This is a genomic window from Mediterraneibacter flintii (assembly GCF_055387595.1).
Genome location: NZ_AP031405.1, coordinates 2,030,786 through 2,051,440 on the forward strand (window position 1 = coordinate 2,030,786; position 20,655 = coordinate 2,051,440).

At 43.0% G+C, this 20,655-nt stretch carries 20 protein-coding genes; all 20 read right to left on the reverse strand.

Going from position 1 to position 20,655, the window contains the following annotated elements:
- Window positions 1–4: 4 nt before the first annotated feature.
- The gene (mreC, locus tag ACZ5C4_RS09610) at window positions 5–868 is read right to left on the reverse strand and encodes a rod shape-determining protein MreC (RefSeq protein ID WP_186874462.1); all 864 of its coding nucleotides are present in this window, start codon (window positions 866–868) and stop codon (window positions 5–7) included.
- Between the two features lie 2 nt (window positions 869–870).
- The gene (locus ACZ5C4_RS09615) at window positions 871–1,890 is read right to left on the reverse strand and encodes a rod shape-determining protein (protein ID WP_464520797.1); all 1,020 of its coding nucleotides are present in this window, start codon (window positions 1,888–1,890) and stop codon (window positions 871–873) included.
- 21 nt (window positions 1,891–1,911) lie between these two features.
- Window positions 1,912–2,607, reverse strand: coding sequence for a RadC family protein (radC, locus tag ACZ5C4_RS09620; protein WP_186874460.1), 696 nt, complete (start codon window positions 2,605–2,607; stop codon window positions 1,912–1,914).
- A gap of 76 nt (window positions 2,608–2,683) precedes the next feature.
- Window positions 2,684–4,261, reverse strand: a complete 1,578-nt coding sequence (locus ACZ5C4_RS09625) for an NAD(P)/FAD-dependent oxidoreductase (protein ID WP_464520798.1) — start codon at window positions 4,259–4,261, stop codon at window positions 2,684–2,686.
- A complete protein-coding gene (locus ACZ5C4_RS09630; RefSeq protein WP_464520799.1) occupies window positions 4,254–5,474 on the reverse strand; it encodes a BaiN/RdsA family NAD(P)/FAD-dependent oxidoreductase in 1,221 nt (406 codons plus the stop codon). The genes ACZ5C4_RS09625 and ACZ5C4_RS09630 overlap by 8 nt, the downstream gene beginning before the upstream one ends.
- Window positions 5,471–6,778: a methionine gamma-lyase family protein gene (locus ACZ5C4_RS09635; RefSeq protein ID WP_464520800.1), complete on the reverse strand. Its 1,308-nt coding sequence runs from the start codon at window positions 6,776–6,778 to the stop codon at window positions 5,471–5,473. Before ACZ5C4_RS09635 ends, ACZ5C4_RS09630 begins: the two co-directional genes overlap by 4 nt.
- 7 nt (window positions 6,779–6,785) lie before the next feature.
- Complete coding sequence (miaA, locus tag ACZ5C4_RS09640) at window positions 6,786–7,751, reverse strand: tRNA (adenosine(37)-N6)-dimethylallyltransferase MiaA (protein ID WP_464520801.1); 966 nt, start codon at window positions 7,749–7,751, stop codon at window positions 6,786–6,788.
- An 11-nt stretch (window positions 7,752–7,762) separates the two neighbouring features.
- Window positions 7,763–9,745 (reverse strand): DNA mismatch repair endonuclease MutL, encoded by a 1,983-nt coding sequence (gene mutL, locus ACZ5C4_RS09645; RefSeq protein WP_464520802.1) that lies wholly within the window; start codon window positions 9,743–9,745, stop codon window positions 7,763–7,765.
- A gap of 29 nt (window positions 9,746–9,774) precedes the next feature.
- Window positions 9,775–12,426 (reverse strand): DNA mismatch repair protein MutS, encoded by a 2,652-nt coding sequence (gene mutS / locus ACZ5C4_RS09650; RefSeq protein ID WP_464520803.1) that lies wholly within the window; start codon window positions 12,424–12,426, stop codon window positions 9,775–9,777.
- A gap of 119 nt (window positions 12,427–12,545) precedes the next feature.
- Window positions 12,546–12,962, reverse strand: coding sequence for a putative ABC transporter permease (locus tag ACZ5C4_RS09655; RefSeq protein WP_464520804.1), 417 nt, complete (start codon window positions 12,960–12,962; stop codon window positions 12,546–12,548).
- A gap of 77 nt (window positions 12,963–13,039) precedes the next feature.
- Window positions 13,040–14,485 carry a tRNA (N6-isopentenyl adenosine(37)-C2)-methylthiotransferase MiaB gene (miaB, locus tag ACZ5C4_RS09660; RefSeq protein WP_464520805.1) on the reverse strand — a complete coding sequence of 482 codons (1,446 nt, stop codon included), beginning with the start codon at window positions 14,483–14,485 and terminating at the stop codon, window positions 13,040–13,042.
- A gap of 16 nt (window positions 14,486–14,501) precedes the next feature.
- Window positions 14,502–14,684, reverse strand: coding sequence for a DUF4250 domain-containing protein (locus tag ACZ5C4_RS09665; protein ID WP_186874452.1), 183 nt, complete (start codon window positions 14,682–14,684; stop codon window positions 14,502–14,504).
- Entirely contained in the window at window positions 14,654–15,235 is a 582-nt protein-coding gene (locus tag ACZ5C4_RS09670; RefSeq protein ID WP_464520806.1) for a 5-formyltetrahydrofolate cyclo-ligase, read from the reverse strand. Before ACZ5C4_RS09670 ends, ACZ5C4_RS09665 begins: the two co-directional genes overlap by 31 nt.
- Window positions 15,213–15,434 carry a DUF896 domain-containing protein gene (locus ACZ5C4_RS09675; RefSeq protein WP_464520807.1) on the reverse strand — a complete coding sequence of 74 codons (222 nt, stop codon included), beginning with the start codon at window positions 15,432–15,434 and terminating at the stop codon, window positions 15,213–15,215. Before ACZ5C4_RS09675 ends, ACZ5C4_RS09670 begins: the two co-directional genes overlap by 23 nt.
- An 83-nt stretch (window positions 15,435–15,517) precedes the next feature.
- A complete protein-coding gene (locus ACZ5C4_RS09680; protein WP_464520808.1) occupies window positions 15,518–15,877 on the reverse strand; it encodes a hypothetical protein in 360 nt (119 codons plus the stop codon).
- A gap of 48 nt (window positions 15,878–15,925) precedes the next feature.
- Complete coding sequence (locus ACZ5C4_RS09685; protein WP_464520809.1) at window positions 15,926–17,599, reverse strand: putative polysaccharide biosynthesis protein; 1,674 nt, start codon at window positions 17,597–17,599, stop codon at window positions 15,926–15,928.
- 16 nt (window positions 17,600–17,615) lie between these two features.
- On the reverse strand, window positions 17,616–18,113 hold the full coding sequence (ybeY, locus tag ACZ5C4_RS09690) for an rRNA maturation RNase YbeY (protein ID WP_464520810.1): 498 nt from the start codon (window positions 18,111–18,113) through the stop codon (window positions 17,616–17,618).
- The gene (locus ACZ5C4_RS09695) at window positions 18,113–19,102 is read right to left on the reverse strand and encodes a PhoH family protein (protein ID WP_464520811.1); all 990 of its coding nucleotides are present in this window, start codon (window positions 19,100–19,102) and stop codon (window positions 18,113–18,115) included. Before ACZ5C4_RS09695 ends, ybeY begins: the two co-directional genes overlap by 1 nt.
- A complete protein-coding gene (locus ACZ5C4_RS09700) occupies window positions 19,065–20,330 on the reverse strand; it encodes a sporulation protein YqfD (RefSeq protein ID WP_464520812.1) in 1,266 nt (421 codons plus the stop codon). The genes ACZ5C4_RS09695 and ACZ5C4_RS09700 overlap by 38 nt, the downstream gene beginning before the upstream one ends.
- A complete protein-coding gene (locus tag ACZ5C4_RS09705) occupies window positions 20,327–20,641 on the reverse strand; it encodes a YabP/YqfC family sporulation protein (protein ID WP_464520813.1) in 315 nt (104 codons plus the stop codon). The genes ACZ5C4_RS09700 and ACZ5C4_RS09705 overlap by 4 nt, the downstream gene beginning before the upstream one ends.
- Window positions 20,642–20,655 lie beyond the last annotated feature (14 nt).

Here is a 20,655-nt window from a genome sequence, read left to right on the forward strand (position 1 = left end):
CTTTCTATTCACTTTCCCCTGTCAGCTCTTCTTTGGTTGTCGTAATGACTAAAACCTCTTGTAGGTTTTTGAAATCAACAACGGGCGTTATATAGCCGGAACGCGTAAGGTTATTAGAGTCTACATTCACTTCGCTGATATAACCGATTAAGATTCCCTGCAGATATTTATCACTGATGTAGGAAGTTACAATCTGATCTCCTACCGCCACTTCATTTTCATTATTTTCCATCTGCTCAAACCGGATCTTCCCGTCATTCATTAAAGTAAGATCTCCGTTTACAATACAGCGATCTGAGGTAGACAGCACCATGCCGCTTACATTGCTGGAATCATCAATGATAGAACGTACCGTAGCCCAGGTAGGGCCAACCTCGGTTACAATTCCTACCAGCCCGCTTCCAGCCATGACATTCATATCTTTTTTGATTCCGTCAGAGCTTCCCTTGTCGATGGTAAAAGTACTGAACCAGTTTCCGGAATCCTTTCCGATTACATGGGCGGCAGTTTTTTCGTAGTCCGCATAGCTTTGATCCAGCTTGTATAATTCCTGGAGACGTTCCAGTTCATATTTCTCTTCCTGGAGATTATTATTTTCTGTGACAAGCTCATCCACTCTTGCCTGCAGTTTCTCATTCTCCTTGCGCACCTGTTCTAATGTCTCAAAATTTTCACTCATATCTGTAAGCCATCCGCCGATCTGGTTTATGCCCTGCTGCATAGGAATCACTGTGATATTTGCCAGCACCTTGAAGGGGCCTTTTGTCTTGTCAGAAAAAACAGAAAAGAGCATGAGCATGATACAGAAAAGAGAAAGGCCCAACAGCCAGTATTTATTTGTTCCGGTCGTCTGATTCTTCTTTTTCATAATTATCTTAACCACCTATAATCTTCATCCAACATGGAATACATAAGTTTCTTAAATTCTTTGTTCAATATGATTTTCTTAAGTCCTCTTACTGCACAGAGCTCTGGATTGCTCGCGACAGTGACAGCCAGGCCGGTACTTTCTTTTAAGTATGTAGAAAGTCCTCTTAAGTTTGCAAGTCCTCCTGTCAGATAGATACCGTTATCTTCAATTCCTCTGCGCACATCGGGAGGCGTCCTGTCAAACATAGACCGGATCGCTTCTACACATTCTTCCAGCGGCTCTTTCATAGCAGCTCTTACAAGTCCTATCGAAATACTTTTTTCCTGCGGCACTCCATGCACGAGATCTCTTCCAGAAACAGTAAGGGAGGCGTCTGTCGCCTGGTCAAACACACCAAATTCTCTGCGCAGACGTTCTGCCGTCAGTCTTCCAATCAGGAAATCTCGGTGATGACGAACCTGATTTAAAACAGCCAGGTCAAAATGCTCTCCTCCTATTTTTATGAGACGATTTAAGACCATACCACCGTTTGAAAGTACAGAAATTTCTGTTGTTCCTCCTCCAAAATTTGCGATCATCATTCCCTTTTCTTTCCAGATATCCGCGCCAAAGCCGACGGCATCTGCAATTCCGCGTTCTACGATCTTTACAGATTTCGCCTTTGCCGCCGAATGGAAAACAAGATCGTAAAAGGCTCTTTTTTCTACCTCTGTTACATCCGTTGGAACAGCGACAAGATATTCGGAACGTGCAAACTGGTGCTCCTTTTTCAGAAGGCTCTCGAGAAGATACTGCATGTCGTCGAAATGCGCGATTACCCCTTTTTTCATAGGAAATACCACTTGAATATTATCCGGTGCCTTTTCGTACATTTCGTACGCTTCATCTCCGGCAGAGAAAATATACCGCTTGTCTTTCATGGCAATGACATCTTTTTCTCTGCGGATTTCATCCGTCTTTTTATCGTATATTTTTATTTCATATGTCCCTAAATCCAATCCATAGACATTTCTTGCCATGTTAACCCCTTCTTTAAGCTTCTATATAAATCCTTTCTCTCTTAGGCTCGTAAAACAATTATTTCCGATAACAATGTGATCTAACAGCTCAATTCCTATTAACTCCCCTGCATCCCGAACTCTTCTTGTTATCAGGATATCCTCCTTACTCGGCGTAGGATCTCCACTGGGATGATTGTGCAGCAAAATGATCGATACGGCATTTTTCTGCAGGGCCTCTACAAAAAGCTCGCGCGGAGAGACAATGGATGCGTTGATAGTGCCCTTAGAAATATTGCTTTCCCCGATAAGTCTGGTTTTCGTATTCAACAACAGAAGCTTTATTATCTCCTGTTTTAAATGGCGCATATCTTCCATATAGTATTGCGCAATTGATGCAGGAGTAGAAAAATTTAAACCAGTATATGCGGACGCTTTTGCGAGACGTTTGGCAAGCTCCGACAGGCATAGAATCTGAATTGCCTTTACCTTGCCGATCCCCTTAAGCCGCATAAGCTGCTCCATAGACCATTGATGAATATTTAAGATACCATCCTGAGCAAAAACAGGATGCAGAATCTTCTCCGCCAGCTGAATCGAATTTTCTCCCCTTGTACCTGTACGTAACAAAACAGCAAGTAATTCTACATCTGTCAGATTACCTGCCCCAAACTGTTCACATTTTTCATATGGACGTTCTTCTAAGTACATTTCTTTGATTGTATTTGTGCTTTTCATTCCTCTTTCTGCTGTGATGACACAATACAATGATTTATTTTAGCACAATTTAAAAATCATGTATAGGTTTCCATTCTTAATTTTTTGTGAAGAATGCTAAGACAGCTTCTGCCGTCTTGATTCCATCCATTGCCGCGGATGTAATACCTCCGGCATATCCGGCCCCCTCTCCGCAGGGATAAATCCATGGAATACTGCCTGTAAAATTTTCATTTCTTACAATACGTATCGGAGAAGAGGTACGGCTCTCTACACCGGATATAAGAGCATCCGCATCGGCGAATCTATGGATTCTTTTGTCCATTTTTTGTATTCCCTGCTCAAGAGACAGGGCAAGTACAGGTGGAAAAATCTGCCGGACATTCGCAAGACTATACGCACCCTTGATATTGGGGCGGCATACTCCAAAGGTGGTACTTACGCAGTTGGCTCTGAAATCCTCCAGTCTTTGAACCGGTACTTTTCCCTTGCCTGCATTCCAAGCATTCTTTTCTAATGTACGCTGAAACTCAATGCCTGCCAAAGGATGGGAACTTTTAAAATCCTCCGGTGTCACAGTTACAATGACAGCGCTGTTTGCATTCTCCCCTGAACGTCCATGATAACTCATTCCATTGACGGCCAGGTATCCTTCCTCAGAGGAGGCGTTGACTACATAACCACCCGGACACATACAAAAGGTATAGACACCGCGTCCATTCTCCAATTTTTCTGCCAGTTTATAGGAAGCCGCAGGAAGTCTTTTTCTGTCCTCCCTGCCATACTGTGATTTGTCAATCCATCTTTGAGGATGCTCGATACGTACCCCTACTGCAAACGCTTTCGCCTCCATAGAAAGCTGATGCTCATAAAGCATGGAAAATGTATCTCTGGCACTGTGTCCCAACGCCAAAACAAGTACATCCGTATCTATCCACTCCTTATGATTTATCTGAATCCGCTTTTGCTTTTCGTCAATCTCTGTCAGTTGATGGTGAAACAGCACTTCGCCTCCTAATGCGATGATTTCCTTTCGCATATTTTGTATGACCTCTGCAAGTATATCTGTGCCGATGTGCGGTTTTTGCTCGTATAGAATCTCTGCCGGCGCGCCAAACTTTACAAAGGTTTCCAGGACATAGCGGTTTCTGCCGGAAGCATCTTTTACAAGTGTATTTAATTTTCCATCTGAAAAGGTACCCGCGCCCCCTTCTCCAAACTGCACATTACAATTTGGATTTAAAATGCCGTTTTTCCAGAAACGTTCCACCGCTGCTTTTCGTTCTTCTATACTGCCTCCTCTTTCGATTACAAGAGGCGCAGCCCCTGCCTGTGCCAGCAGATAAGCGCAAAATAACCCCGCAGGGCCGCTGCCGGTCACGACGGGGCGGGAAGAAAACGAGATGCTACCTTTTGGGGGAAGGGCATATTTTACATCGGCAACTCTTTGTACCCTTCCTTTCATTCTCCGCAGGAGCAGTTCTTCTCTTTTGACAGAGAAATCCACTGTGTATACAAAGAAAAGCTCTGGTTTCTTTCGCGCGTCCAGAGATTTTTTCCGAATTGTGAAATCGATAAGCTCATCGGGAGCAATGGAGAGTACCCGGAGCAGTTTGTCCTGGATATCCTTAAGACAGTGGTTTTCCTTTACTTTTAGCTGATTGATTCTAAGCACCTTTCGAAGCCTCCCTTCCTGCAATATGCCCGCTTGACCAGCAGAATTGAAGATTATATCCGCCTGTAGCGCCGTCTACATCCAGAAGCTCCCCTGTAAAGTACAGACCTGGAACGTACAGGGATTCCAGCGTATCAGGATTTACCTCCCGCGTATCTACACCGCCTGCACACACTTGTGCCTGTTCAAATCCATTCGTCTTTGTAACAGTCACAGTAAAATTTAAAATCAGGTTTGCAAATCGCGCAATATCCTCCTTTGTCCACTGACCTACCTGTTTTGTACGGGGGATACCGCTTAGCTTCACCCAAAGCTCTGCCAGCTTTTTATGAAACAATCCAATAAAGAATTGCTCTGTCGTCTTTGCAGGACGCATGGAAATACGTGCTTTTAAAAAGGCTGTAAACGTCTCCTGTGAAAAATCCGGCATAAAATTTAATACTGCTTTTACCTCCTGTCCCCGATACAGTGCATCAGAGGCATAGCGACTGATCTGAAATACCGGAATACCAGAGATACCATAATTGGTAAACTGGATCTCCCCAGTTTCCTGTGCCACACAAGTTCCATTTTCATAGAGACTTACTTTTCCCTGTGCCCTGACACCAGAGAGGCTTTTAAAAAAGGGCTCTTTACAGTGCAGCTGCACCAGGGCCGGAAGAACCGGTACAATACGGTGTCCAAGCTTTTTCGCCAGTGTATAGCCAGAACCGTCGGAACCAGTGAAGGGCGCAGCTTTGGAACCGGCTGCCAGAATCACTCTGTCTGCAAAAAGCTTCCCTTTTGTTGTCTGAATTTGGAACTGTTTTTTCCCGGGCAGAATATCCAGACATTTTGTCTCTGTCAAAATGTCTACATGCAGTCTTTCTAATTCCATCCGAAATGCTTCTAAAACTGCGCTGGCCTGATTGGAATTCGGATAGAGATACCCATTCCGATTTCTGGAATACACGCCCAGCTTAAGAAAGAAGGAGATCGCATCCTGCGCGTTGAATTTTTCTATAATATGCCAGGGAAACGCTACATTTTCCGAATGATAATAGATTGGCTCTTGATCTAAATTTGTAAAATTACATCTTCCATTTCCTGTAGACAAAAGCTTCTTTCCGATTCGTTCCTTCTGCTCGATAAGTAAAATTTGCGCTCCTTGTGCGGCGGCTGCTACCGCCGCCATCATTCCGGATGCTCCGCCTCCGATCACTGCGATTTTCATATGATTTCTCCTTCTTTTTTATTCAAGCAGAGACCTCCCGCATCTATCAATGCCTGCACAGACTTTAGTATCCCCAGTTTTGCATGGTACCAGGTAAGTCCTCCCTGGAAATATACTGCATAAGGAGGTTTAATAGGGCCGTCTGCACTCAGCTCGATAGAAGACCCTTGTACAAATGCCCCCGCCGCCATAATCACATCACTGTCGTATCCGGGCATTGCCCAGGGCTCCGGACTTACATAACTATCCACCGGAGCTGCCGCCTGAATCCCTTTGCAGAAGGCAATGACTCTTTCCGGCGTACCAAGCTCTACTGCCTGGATAATGTCATGTCGGGACTCCCGACTGTCTGGTACGACAGGAAATCCTAATTTTTCATAAATATTCGCTGCAAATACTGCCCCTTTGAGAGCACTGCAGGTCACTGTAGGAGCCAGAAAAAAGCCTTGAAAAAAGGCGTTCATCACTCCGAGAGTCGCGCCCACTTCTTTTCCCAGACCTGGTGAGGTCAGACGGTAAGCACAGTTTTCGATCAAGCTTTCTTTTCCTGCGATATAGCCGCCGATTGGCGCAAGTCCCCCGCCTGGATTTTTTATCAGAGAGCCTACGATCATGTCTGCGCCCACATCACTTGGCTCTGTACGTTCTACAAATTCTCCGTAACAGTTGTCTACCATACAGATGACATCCGGACGCCGTTCTTTGATAAAGGAGATCAATTCCCCAATCTGCTCTACTGAATAGCTGGGGCGTGTCTGGTAGCCTTTTGAACGCTGGATGGTTACGAGCTTCGTATGTGCATGCAGTGCTTTTTCAATTGCAGGATAATCAAAATATCCGTTTTCTAAAAGCTCTACCTGCCGGTATGTGATGCCATATTCTGCGAGTGAACCTTTGGACGGGCGGATCCCGATCACCTCTTCTAATGTGTCATAAGGCTTCCCCGCTGGGGACAGCAATTCATCACCGGGACGTAAGTTTGCCGCCAGCGCAATTGCAAGGGCATGGGTACCGCAGGTAATCTGTGGACGCACCAAAGCTGCTTCTGTATGGAAGGTACTGGCATAGACAGCCTCCAATGTATCTCTGCCTATGTCATTGTAGCCATAACCGCTTGTATGGTTAAAGCAGGCTTCGCTTACTTTGTTTTCCTGCATCGCATACAGCACTTTCAATTGATTGTATTCCGCAGTCCGGTCGAATTCGCGGAAGCGGGGTTCTAAACTTTTTTCTATTGTTTCTCCAAATTCCCATACCTCTCTGGAGATACCAAGCTTTTTGTATATTGTTTCCATCTCTGTCATTTTTCTTTCATTCCTTTTTGTCCAATTGTATTTTTTTCTCTTTTAAAATGAAAAGCATTTTTTCCAGAATCGCCGCTTCATCCCCTGCAAAATCCTGTCTGTTAAGCCAGATAACGTCCCGTTCCCTCTTAAACCATGTAATCTGCCGCTTCGCAAAATGACGTGTATCCCGTTTGATAATGTACACTGCTTCCTCAAGGGAAAGCTTGCCATCCAGAAAGGCAAGCAGCTCCTTATACCCTAATCCCTGCATAGAGACCATCTTTTCATGCATTCCCATCGCTTTTAGTTTTCTGACCTCATCTAAAAGCCCTTCTTCCATCATCTTATCTACCCTTCTGTCAATGCGTTCATAGAGCTGCCGGCGTTCATCGTTTAACACGAAATAAGCCGAAAGATACGGAGAACATTTTGCACGTTCGTGTGCATTATGCTCCGATATTTTTTGGCCGGTCAGATGATAGTATTCTAATGCGCGGATAATACGCTTTGTATTGTTTGGGTGAATTTCCTCTGCCGCTTTTTCGTCGAGCTTATACAACATACTGTGCAGCCAGGCGCTTCCTTTCTCTTGGGCCTGCCTTTCAAGCGCTTTTCTGTATGTCCTGTCACCCTGCTCCTTGGAAAAATCAATATCATAGAGCAGCGCTTGGATATAAAATCCCGTTCCGCCTACAACAATCGGAATTTTTCCTTTCTCATAAATCACATCCATTGCATGCTTTGCCATATCTTGAAAAGCCACTACATTAAACTCTTCATCTGGTTCCAGCACATCAATGAGATGATGTGGAATCCCTTCCATCTCCTGCGGCTTAATTTTTGCCGAACCAATATCCATATGGCGGTATACCTGCATAGAGTCTGCGGATATAATCTCACCGCCTATGCATTTTGCAAGCCTTATAGAGATTTGTGTCTTTCCCACTGCTGTCGGGCCAGTCAGTATAATCAATGGTTTCTTTGTACACATATTTTTGCGTCCTATACGATTCTTTTAAATTTCTTTTCTAGTTCCCGTCGGGACATTGCGATAATTGTCGGCCTCCCATGCGGGCAATGATACGGATTGTCCAATGTCAGAAGCTCTCCTATCAACGTATCCATTTCTTGTGCAGAAAGCCGATTGTTTCCCTTCACTGCCGCCTTGCACGACATAGATGCCACCTTTTCATCGATCAAATCTGGCGTCATCTCTGTCTTAAGCCCGTCCGCCAGGTCATCTAACATTTCCAGCAGCAGTTCTTTTTTTGCAATACCAAACAAATTGTCCGGCACAGCACGTACAGCATATTCCTCACCGCCAAAAGGCTCTATCTCAAATCCAATCCTTTGAAAGCGCTCTATATTTTCTTTCAGCAATGCTTCCTCTTGCATAGAAAGGCTTAAAATAATCGGTGGACTCAAATACTGGGAGGTAAACTCCCTGTCCTTCATATTTTTTAAAGTCCTTTCATAGAGAACTCTTTCATGCGCGGCATGCTGGTCAATGATATACAAATTATCCTGAAATTCTACCAGCCAGTAAGTATCAAACACCTGTCCGATCAATGTATATTCTGCTTTCCTCTCCCGTTTTAAAAGATTTTCTTCAAATAAATCCAACTGCTGCGGTTTTATCGCAGACAGCGGCTTTTGTTCTCCGGCAGAAGCTTCCATGTCTGTATGATAAGTGCCGCATTCCCGCACCGTCTGCAGCTCTTTCCCTCTCGCCTGTCTGACAGACTCCATAATCCGTTCTTTTTGTACATCTGGATTGAGAAGCGCTTCTTTTCCAGATATTTCTGCGCTGGAGGAACGCTGATGATACGCGGTCACCCGTTCCTTCATCTTACGGATAAAATAGTCTTCGTCCATGACAGGAGGAGCCTTTGTCTCTTCAGAAAGGGGCTCCTTCTTTTCTTGAACTGTCTGCGGCCGTAACAAAAATGGACTTTCTGATATCGGTGTCTTGGGAAGCGCGACCTTTTGAATCAGCTCTGGTTCCAGAAGCTTTCTGTGAACCCCTTCAAATACAGCGCTGTAGACCTCCTGCTGCTTCTGAAAACGCAGCTCCATCTTTGTAGGGTGCACATTTACATCTACTTCCTCTCCGTTTACATGAAAATGAAGCACTACAAATGGAAATTTGTGCTGCATGACAAAATCTTTGTACGCATCCTCCACCGACTTAGATATCATGGAGCTCTTTACATACCTGCCGTTTACAAAGAAGTTTTCAAAATTTCGGTTTCCTCTTGTAATTACAGGCTTTCCCAGATAACCTGTGATGTGGATACCGCCTTTTTCAAAATCTATGTCCAGAAGATTCGCGGCAACGTCTCTGCCGTAAATCTGGTAAATCACATCTTTTAATTTTCCATTTCCAGACGTTCTCAATTTTTCCTGTCCGTTGTTGATAAACTGAAAACAAACCTCTGGATGGGAAAGCGCCAGATGCATGAGAAGATCTTGAATATGCCCGGCCTCTGTCATAGGAGTTTTTAAAAATTTTCTTCTCGCCGGCACATTATAGAACAGCTGGCGGACAAGAAATGTCGTTCCGTTCGGCGCACCGGTATCCTCCAGCAGCTTTTCCTGCCCTCCCTCAATTACATAGCGTGTTCCATTCATTTCTTCTTTTGTCTTTGTAATGAGTTCTGTCTGCGTCACCGCAGCAATACTGGAAAGCGCCTCGCCGCGGAATCCTAAGGAAGAAATGTGTGCAAGATCCTCCACATTTTGAATTTTGCTTGTAGAGTGACGCAAAAACGCATTTCTGACATCTGCGCGCTCAATTCCGCTTCCATTATCTGTGATACGTATAAAGGAAATCCCGCCGTCTTTGATTTCTATTGTAACCAGAGACGCTCCGGCATCGATCGCGTTTTCCACCAGCTCCTTTACAATGGAAGCAGGCCTTTCTATGACTTCGCCAGCGGCAATTTTATCAATTGTAATCTGATTTAATATCTGTATATGCGGCATAGGCATTCCTCCTGTTCCTTCAAAAAGCATTACCAGCGGTTCTTTAGTTTATTCTGAAGACGGTAAATCGTATTGAGCGCGTCGATAGGTGTCAGATTGCCGACATCTATATGCTTGAGTTCCTCAATTACATCGTCATCCTTTACCGTATCGAAAAGAGACATTTGCGCGATGTCTACTTCATCATATTTTTTCACCCGCGTTTTTTTCTTCGAAGCGTGCTCCTTTGCAGCAATCTCACTGACCCGCGTAGTAATATCCTCATCGCTCAATTCCTCGACGATCTCTTTGGCTCTGTCGATTACCAAATCTGGAACTCCCGCAAGCTTTGCCACCTGGATTCCGTAACTTTTATCGGCTCCGCCTTTGACAATCTTGCGCAGGAACACAATATCGTCGCCCTTTTCCTTGACAGCAATGCAGTAGTTATGTACATTTTCTATTTTTCCTTCCAGCTCTGTCAATTCATGGTAATGTGTCGCAAAGAGTGTCTTTGCTCCCAACAGCCTGGTGTCACTGATATATTCAATCACTGCCCAGGCAATAGAAAGTCCGTCAAACGTGCTGGTTCCCCGTCCGATTTCATCCAGAATTAAAAGGCTTTTGCTTGTCGCGTTGCGTAAGATATTCGCCACTTCTGTCATTTCCACCATAAATGTACTCTGGCCACTCGCCAGATCGTCAGAGGCTCCCACACGTGTAAAGATTCTGTCCACCAGACCGATATTTGCTTTGGAGGCAGGGACAAACGATCCGATCTGCGCCATCAAAACGATCAGTGCTGCCTGCCGCATATAGGTTGATTTTCCCGCCATGTTCGGCCCTGTGATAATAGAAATCCGCTGTTTCTTATCATCCAGATAGGTGTCATTGGAGATAAACATATCATTTGGAATCATTCTCTCCACTACAGGATGCCTTCCGTCCTGGATGTCAATGACGCCTTTTTCATTGATATTCGGACGGACATACTGATTGCGTTCCGCCACCAGGGCGAGAGAGGCAAATACGTCCAGCGCCGCCACCGCCTTCGCTGTTTTCTGGATTCTCTCCACTTCTGCTGCTATCGTATCTCTTACGGTACAGTACAGCTCATATTCTAATGCATACAGCTTATCTTCTGCCCCTAGAATCGTGTCTTCTAATTCTTTGAGCTCTGGCGTAATATAACGCTCTGCATTGGCAAGCGTCTGCTTTCTGGTATAATAATCCGGTACAAGAGCTTTATAGGAATTTGTAACCTCCAGATAATAACCGAATACTTTATTGTAACGGATCCGCAGATTTTTAATGCCTGTCTTTTCCCGTTCCTTATTTTCTAACTTTGCAAGCCAGTCTTTTCCGTCCGACTTTGCTCTTCTAAGGCTGTCTACTTCCTCGCTGTAACCATCCTTGATAATCCCGCCCTCTTTCATCGCAATAGGCGGTTCTTCTGTGATCGCAGAACAGATAAGAGTGCATAAATCTTCCAATGTATCCAAATCTTCACAGATATTTACAAGAAGAGGCGCTTCCATATCCTTTAAAATATACTTTACGGACGGCAGCATTTCCAGAGAGCTGCGAAACGCCGTCAAATCCCTTGGATTTGCTGTTCCGTATGTAATCTTTGTAATCAGTCGTTCTAAATCGTACACAGCAGACAGATATTCACGTATTTCTTCTCTTGAGATCGCCTGCTCTTTCAGCTCTTCCACTGCATTGAGCCGCCGTATAATCTCTGTCTTGTCTATCAATGGCTGTTCCATATATTTGCGCAGCGTACGCGCTCCCATCGCAGTCCTTGTCTTATCCAGCACCCATAGAAGGGAACCTCTTTTCTGTTTTTCTCTAAGAGTCTCGCAAAGCTCTAAATTCCGCCTCGTAGAGCTGTCAAGCATCATAAATTTTCCTGTCACGTAAGGGGTGATATGGGTCAGATGGGACAGAGTATTTTTCTGTGTTTCCAGGAGATATTGAAGCAGTGCCCCTGCACTGATGATTCCACAGTCATAATCCATAAGCCCCAGTCCTGCAAAAGAAGATACTTTAAAATGTTCCAAAAGCTTCTTCTTGCAGATGGCATCATCAAAGTACCAGGAATCCAAAGCATATATAGTGATTCCAAGCCTTTGACGCAAATCCTCTAAATCCATGCCACTCATATAAAAGGACTCATTGCAGATAATTTCAGAGGGCATAAATTTACATATTTCATCCAGAAGCTTCCCACTGTCCGGCAGCTCTGTCACAAAGTAATCACCGGTTGAAATATCGGCGATAGATAATCCATACCGGTCTGCTATGTATACGATGCACATGATATAGTTGTTTTTTGTTTCATCCAACGCCTGTGTATCAAGATTTGTTCCAGGTGTGACGATACGAACGACTTCTCGTTTCACAATTCCTTTTGCCTGCTTGGGATCTTCTACTTGTTCACAGATGGCAACCTTGTATCCCTTGGATACCAGTTTATTCAAATACCCTTCCACTGCATGATAAGGGACACCGCACATGGGTGCCCTCTCTTCCTGTCCGCAGCTTTTGCCGGTCAAGGTGATCTCCAGTTCTTTTGATGCTGTCAATGCATCCTCATAAAACATTTCATAAAAATCGCCTAATCTATAAAATAATATACAGTCTTTATATTGAGCCTTTGTCTCAATATACTGTTTCATCATTGGTGTAAGTTCAGCCACAATTCTTCTCCTTTTACATAACTTAACAGCATTTCTACATAAAAACACTGCTATTCATTATAGCATTTTTACAAAATCAGTTCAATGAACAGGTTGAAAATTTCTCTCATCTACTTATCTTACAATACATGAAAGCTTGGCTTCTTTTCCCCATACAGCCAGTACAGCAGATAGCCACTCAATAAGATACCAAAGGCACACAACCCAGAAAAGATAATCAGAAAAGGAAGGCAGATCTGCCCCATAAATTGAAAAGGCTGGTCTGTATAATCCCATACCTGCCATCCCAGCCATTTATTCACAATTATACCCGTTATAAATTCACAGGCACCTACAAAGATTACACACCAAAATACCTGCTGTAAAAAAGGAGCATCCCACCCCGTCCACATACCCTGCTGTGCACAGAATACAAGACAGATTCCTCCAAGGACAAACATAGACCAGTGTGAAAATCCTCTGAACAGCATCTCAAACGTATAATACAGTATTCCTCCAAGAGTCCATAGAAACAAATATTCACTTAATCTTTTCACAAAAAACGTCCTCTCTATGTTCAAATCATATACATAGTTTGGACGTTTTCCCTTAAAATTATAGGTGGAAGTTCCTGTTATACAAGCTCCCCGATATAATAAAACCCTTTACACTCTGTAAGCTTCACTTCTTTTAATTGCCCGATCGTATCAGAAGATGCCGGAAAATGCACAAGCAGGTTGTTACTTAATCGTCCTGTCATCAGCGAAGCGTCCTGCTCATTGACCGCTTCTACAAGAACACTTTGTACACTTCCTTCGTGTACGGAACATACCTCCTCCGCAATTCTTTGTACCTCCGTCAATAGACGATGAAAGCGTTTCTTTACAATTTCATCTGGAACCTGCTCCTCCATCACTGCCGCAGGCGTACCGGTACGTTTGGAATAAATGAAAGTAAATGCACTGTCATAACGTACCTTCCGGACGACATCTAAAGTCTCTTCAAAGTCCTCCTCCGTCTCTCCGGGAAATCCCACAATAATATCGGTTGTAAGAGATAGATCTGGAATGGCCGTCTTTAATTTCTCCACCAGGCTTAAATATTGTTCCTTCGTATACCTCCGGTTCATCTTCTTTAAAATCCGGCTGCTTCCAGACTGAACAGGGAGATGTAAGTGGCGGCAGATTTTTTTAGACTGTGCCATAACCTCTATCAATTCGTCGGACAGATCTTTTGGGTGGGAGGTCATAAAACGGATCCGTTTCAGACCGTCAATGTTTTCAATTTCCTTCAATAGCTGGGCAAATGTAATGGGATTCTCTAATGTCTTTCCATAGGAATTGACATTTTGTCCCAGAAGCATCACTTCTACCACTCCGTCTGCGACAAGCCTTTTGATTTCCTCTATAATCGCCGCAGGCTTACGGCTCCGTTCTCTGCCTCTTACATAAGGCACAATACAATAGCTACAGAAATTATTACATCCGAACATAATATTGACGCCGGATTTAAACGGAAACTTTCGTTCACTGGGGAGATTTTCTACAATCTTGTCCGTATCTTTCCAAATATCGATTACCATGCGGCTTGATTCCAGTCTTGTTGCAACCAGCTCCGCAAATTTAAAAATATTGTGCGTGCCAAAGATCAAGTCTACAAAACGGTAGCTCTTTTTTAATTTTTCTACTACCTCCGGTTCCTGCATCATACAGCCACATAATCCAATCCGCATATATGGGTTCGTTTTCTTTACCCTCTTAAGCTGTCCGAGACGCCCATACACCCTTTGATTAGCGTTCTCCCTCACTGTACATGTATTGAAGATAACAAAATCTGCTTTTTCTTCTTCCGGCTCTTCTATATATCCGATCTGCTCCAGTATACCCGTCAGTTTTTCAGAATCTCTGGCGTTCATCTGACAACCAAAGGTAGTTACGCAGAAGGTAAGTTTGCGCCCTGCTTCTTCTTCCTGTTTTTTTAATATTGCTCTCGCTTTCGCGATAAAATAATACTGTCTTTCCGGCTCAACCTCCGGCGCTTCCTTTGACAAGTCTATCTTCGATAAATCTAAAATTTTCATATATGTAACACCTTAATTAAACAAATTGGTTTTTCGTATTGTCATACTCATAATCTATTTCTTTTAGTTTCTCTAAAATCATATCTTTTGAAACCTGCATGTCCTCACATAAGTCATCCAGGTTTTGATAGAAATCCCGTAATTTCGTATTCACTACACTTAAAAGAATTACCGGATCGTTTGGCAGCTTTGAGAACATAATAGATTTCCTTTCTCTGTCATAATTCTTTGTACCGGCATATCCTGTTCCTGCACCGGAACTGTATCGATAAGCTGGACGGAATAAAAAAGTCCGATACTCAAAAGCTTGGGATGTGCTTTTAGATATGCATCATAAAAGCCTCCTCCATATCCTATCCGGTAGCCGTTCTTGTCATAGGCAAGACCCGGAACAAGAATAAGTCCGGCTTCACCCTCTGCCAGCCGTCCACGTCCTTTTGGCTCTAAAATTCCTTTAAAGCCTGGTTTTACCTCTTCCATACTATCGATATAATAAAATTCCATCTTCCCAGGCCCTGACACTTTGGGAACCGCTACTTTTTTTCCTTCTTTAAGCGCCTGCTTTAAAATCCCCTTCGTAGACACTTCTTCCCCGTAGGAAATATAACAGTATAGTTCTTCTGTCTGGCAGAATACCGGAGAGGAAAACAGCGCTTTTTCTATCATCTTTCCTGCTCTTTTTCTGGAGTCTATCGGCCAGGAGGCTCTCTTTTTTAAATATGCAGCTCTAATTTGCCTCTTTGTTTCCAAATTTTTCACCTAAATTTACAATCTTTCCATCTTTTTCTTCAATGTCAATGTGATTGAGCTGCGTTCTTAAATTCTTACGTACAGCAGCGATATATTCCATCCTGAGAAGCTTTTGTTCTTCTGCCTCTTTAGCGTTTAGCCCTTCAGCCTTTGACTTTCTATATAATTCGTTGATCCTTTTTATCTTCTGTTCGTCCATATCTTCCCTTCCTAAAAAACAATTTTTATCATACACTATTTTGGGCGGCAGATCTACCGCTTTATTGTCTTTCTTCTTTCTCTCTAGCTAGAATAATTTTCAAGAAACGCATACAGCTCCTTCTCTGTTTCTATATGTTTCCCTGTGTGAATTTCCTGTTGCACTTCCTCTGGCAGATCTGTAAGAGGAATTTCTGTAAATTCATAAATTGTTGATTTATCACTTAAATATACTACTATAAATCCCTGTAATTCGCAGAGATAATATCCTTCATTTTTTACTGCCTCTCCTTTTGTAGAAATACTTTTCGTCTTGGATGGCATCTCTGATTTTGCTTCTCTTAAATCCAGTGCATGCTGGTAACTCACCTGATATCCGATTCCAAGCAACACAACCAGAAACAATATTGCGGCCAAAAAACCAATACAGTACTTTGTTTTCATAAGGAACCGACTCCTTTTTTACATACAGTATTGGCTTTTTTCACAAATTTATTCAGCCGCTAACAAATGGAATTTTCTGCACAGTCTCAGTAATTTTTTCCCCTGTGGGAAACCAGCGATTTCTTTTGCTGTAAGTACACCCAATTTCAAAATTGCTACAGCGTACACAATCACCGCAATAAAAATGGAAATACAGGTTGGAATAAACCTGCCGCCGATTATAAGGTCTAAACACAAATGAACCGCATATGTAACAGCGCCCATAATAACTGCAGCTAATAAAGGCTTTAAAAACGTAAATACAATTTCCTGATGATACCCACAGGTTTTTCGGATTGCCCTTTCATTTAAAAGACACATACAGATACCAAATACAATGTTGCTTCCTACAAGTGCATAGATTCCCATTTTGCAAACAACCAGCATAATCAGCAGTGCAACGATATGAATGACCAGAGAAATTCCGGCATTTTTTGCAGGCACCGACATTTTATCCAGCCCCTGTAAAATGGAATTGCTTACGGTAGACCAGCTGTACAGTATCACAGTAATTGCCCCTGAAGCCAGCAGAATCGCAGGAGTCTTGCTGGAATCATTATATAAAAGAACCATCAGCGGCGACGCCAACACTACAAATCCTACAAAGCATGGAATCGCAATCAGCATTGTAAAACGCATTGTCTGGCTGATTTTTTGGTGCACCAGTGATTTCTTTCTGCTCGCCAATGCTACGGTAAGACTTGGTATCACAGATGCTGCAAGTCCGTTTGCCATTGCAAGAGGGACATTGATAAGTGTATTGTACTTTCCTGTATAAATGCCTTGCAGCGCCATATATTCTTTTTCTACATATCCCTGTGCATCCATAATAAAATTAAAAACAGTTAAATCTAGTATCTGATTAATATTATAGATTGCTGTGCTGAAAATAACAGGCGCGATTGTAATCAGAAGAATTTTCAAAATATGCCCGTAGCTTTCCTGTCGGCGTGACCGATCTAAATGAATTTGACGCCGGATAATACGACGGTAAAGCCAGAACACAAAGATAAGAAAGAGCAGTGCAATCAATGCACCTGTGATTGTTCCAAGCGTTCCGCCAGCAGCGCCATATGCCGGCCCAAGCAGCTCATTGCCCTTCTCTTTGCCTGCCTGTATTCCGATTTTAAGCAAAATACTTGCTCCTGCAATACTGACAACCGCATGAACGATCTGTTCTAATATCTGCGAAATGGCAGTGGGAACCATTGTCCCAAGTCCCTGGAAATATCCCCGCAAAACTCCGAGTATTGCCACGATAAAAAGCCCTGGAGCAAGCACCTTGAGCGCATATGCGCTCAGAGGGGATTTCATCATATGTGTAGAGATCGCATCTGCTCCAAAGAAAATAACCAGTGAAATAAACAAACCTACGATTACGGCAAAGGCGAGTGCACATAAAAAGACACGAAAGGCATTTCTTCTTTGTCTTTGTGCCATTCTTGCGGAGACAAGCTTCGATACCGCAATGGGAAGACTGAAGGAAGACAACATCAGCGCCATGGCGTAGATTTCATAGGCATATCCGTAGAAACCATTTCCTTCATTTCCCAGTATATTTGTCAGGGGGATTCGGTAAACAACCCCAATAATTTTTGTAATGACCGCAGCAGCAGCTAAAATGGCGCCCTGGACAAGGAAATCGTCTTTCCTGGGCTTTTTATTCTTTTGCATATCTGCCATAACTTTCCTCCATCAGCTATCGTAAAATCTCGATTTTTTCCATAATTTCATTCTGCTTTTTTTCCATAACCGCCCGTTCGGTTTCTTCTATATGGTCATAACCGCACAAATGCAGCATACTGTGGGCAATCAAAAACGCATATTCCCTCTTCACAGAATGTCCATATGCTTCTGCCTGCGAAAGTACCTTTTCTTTTGAAATCACAATATCTCCTAAAAGCAGTTCTCCTGATTCAGGGTCAAACAAGTCCGATGTTTCCTCCCCAATACCGGAAAAATCTCCCGAACGCTCAAATTCCAGCATGGGAAAAGAAAGCACATCTGTCGATCTGTCAATCTGACGGAACATACGATTTAACTCCTGTATCGCCTCGTCCGTTGTCAAAAGAAGATTGACCTCCGCCTCATAGGGGCAGGATACCTCCTCTAATACCGCATGCACAACCAGTTTCGCGATTTCTTCTGTATCAACAGGGAGCATAAGCTGCCCTTCCTCCTCCATGTACAAGCTCATTACTTTCTCCTTTTCACTGTTTTGGGTTTACTGCTTTTCTTTTCATATTCTTCATATGCTTTTACGATTTTCTGCACAAGAGGATGACGTACCACATCCTTACTGGTCAGCGTACATACGGTGATATCATCTATATCTTTCACAACCTTGACTGCCACGTCCAGTCCGGATACCATTTGGGCAGGCAAATCCTTTTGCGTGGCGTCTCCAGTAATCACAACTTTAGACCCGAATCCAATTCGAGTCAAGAACATTTTCATCTGTGCAGGTGTTGTGTTCTGCGCTTCATCTAAGATAATAAATGCATTATCCAGCGTCCGTCCCCTCATATAGGCAAGCGGTGCGACCTCAATCAGTCCTTTTTCTGAATTCTTTATAAAGCTTTCTGCACCCATTATCTGATACAACGCATCATAAAGCGGACGCAAATATGGATCGATCTTACTTTGCAGATCTCCCGGCAGAAACCCTAATTTCTCCCCTGCCTCGATTGCAGGTCTGGTGAGAATGATCCTGCTTACTTCATTGCTTTTGAAAGCGGTAATCGCCATTGCCATTGCCAGATAGGTTTTGCCGGTTCCGGCAGGCCCCAGTCCAAAAGTAATCATTCCGTCCCGAATAGCATCTACATACCTCTTCTGTCCCAATGTCTTCGGTTTGATTGGTTTTCCCTGCAGTGTATGACAGATAAGTTCTCTGTCAATCTCCACAATCCCAGCTTCCTGGTTCTCATATACGAGTGAAATGGCATAATCCACCTGTTGCTCTGTAATATGATTTCCACGCATAGAAAGTTCACAGAGCTGTTTAAGAATGCGCCTTACTTTCTCTGCCTGTACATTCTCTCCGACAATTTTTATTTTGCCATCTCGTATGATTAAGGTAGTATGGAAGGTTCTCTCTAGTTTTTTTGCATATGCATCAAACTGGCCAAACACATTTTTTTCGTGTTCAGCCGGTATCTCCATCATCAGTTCTGCCAGACTCATCCTGTTCAACCCTTTCAATTGTTAATATCTCTGTATCGGCCTCTTCGGTAATAGGCTGGTTTAAATAAAGTATGCCCGAAGCGGTAGCCTCTGTTTGGTCTATGTGTATTTTAACACTATTTTCCTTAATTTGAATACCTTTTTCCTCCAATTCCATGCAAAATTGGTGGAAATTTTCACTGAGCTGCTCTTTTAACTCTTTTTTTGTATACTTTTTTTCTCGAAAAGCATACGATTTTACATTTTTAGCGCCGAACGAAATGGGAAGATAAAAATTTTCTCCCATTCTTACCTGATGTTCCTCTGTAGAAATTTCAGCATGTTTATATGTATTCTTTATTGTTCCGACAGAAAAACGCCAGTCTCCAAGCTGGAGATAGTATTGTGTTCTGTGCTTTTTATCATATATTTTCTCTTGATAAGAAAGCGGCATACTGTCCGAATATTCCATGACCGTATCCGCATATATATCTGCATCCGCGACATGATACTGATAGTCGATTATCTCTCCACTGTCGTCCACAACATCTACTCTGCCAGATACCAATATGTCTCCTTTTGATACAGTATCGCCGATGTGTACCTGTGGAACGCCAGAACGTGTCACAATTTTTGTGATAACGCCGTCTTCAGTAGCGATTAAGTCTTTCGCCGCTGTCTCTTTTGTTCCGGCTTCCTCTCCCAGCAGCCGATCCTCATTTTCTTTTATCTGAATTTTGAGCCGCGTGCCATCTATAGATGCAGATACCCATACAATATCATTATACTCCTTACGGATTTCTTTTACAATTTCCGGGCAATCCACTTCACTTTTTCGCATAAAAGGTGTCACTTCTCTTGAAGCTAAAAATTCTGTCAGGTTTTCATCTGTCCATTTTTCATTTCCCTCAAAATGAATGTCCCAAATAAAACCGGAATAGAGATACATAAGTACCGCGCATATAAAGAATCCTGCAAAAAACAATTTCCTTTTTCTGTATCTATACATAAAAAAAGGAAATCCATATCTTCCTGCCACATTGATTTTCGTGTGTGTTTTTCGGATAATTGGTTTCAGCTTGTAGAATCCTTTTAAGCTTATATACATCTCATAGGCATTTTTTGCCGGAACAAGCCCCCAAATATAAATATGGTGATGCCTGCACAGATTTAAAAACCTTTCCGGAGAATACCCTTCCACACGGATTTTTAAATATCCTTTAAGACAGCGTATCAGCGTTTGAATCACGATTCTGTCCTCCTGTCTCCAAATTCGAGTGCCTGAATCCTTCCCGTTATCTTCATCTCATCATTGGTATAATACTCTATCTGCAAATGTTTTCCCGACAGCTTTATCAATCTTTCTTTTGTCTGTACACGTATCAGATTTTCTGTATATTCAAGAATTCCCCGATAATTTTCAATACATACTTCACAGGTTCCTAAAACTGTAATAACTGAAGCGCCCAATACTACATCTTTCGGCATACTTGCAGCGGATGCCAGCTTTTCCCTGATATGTTCACGCTCTTGTTCTCTTCCCATAAAAATGCCACACATACGCCTTTTATAAA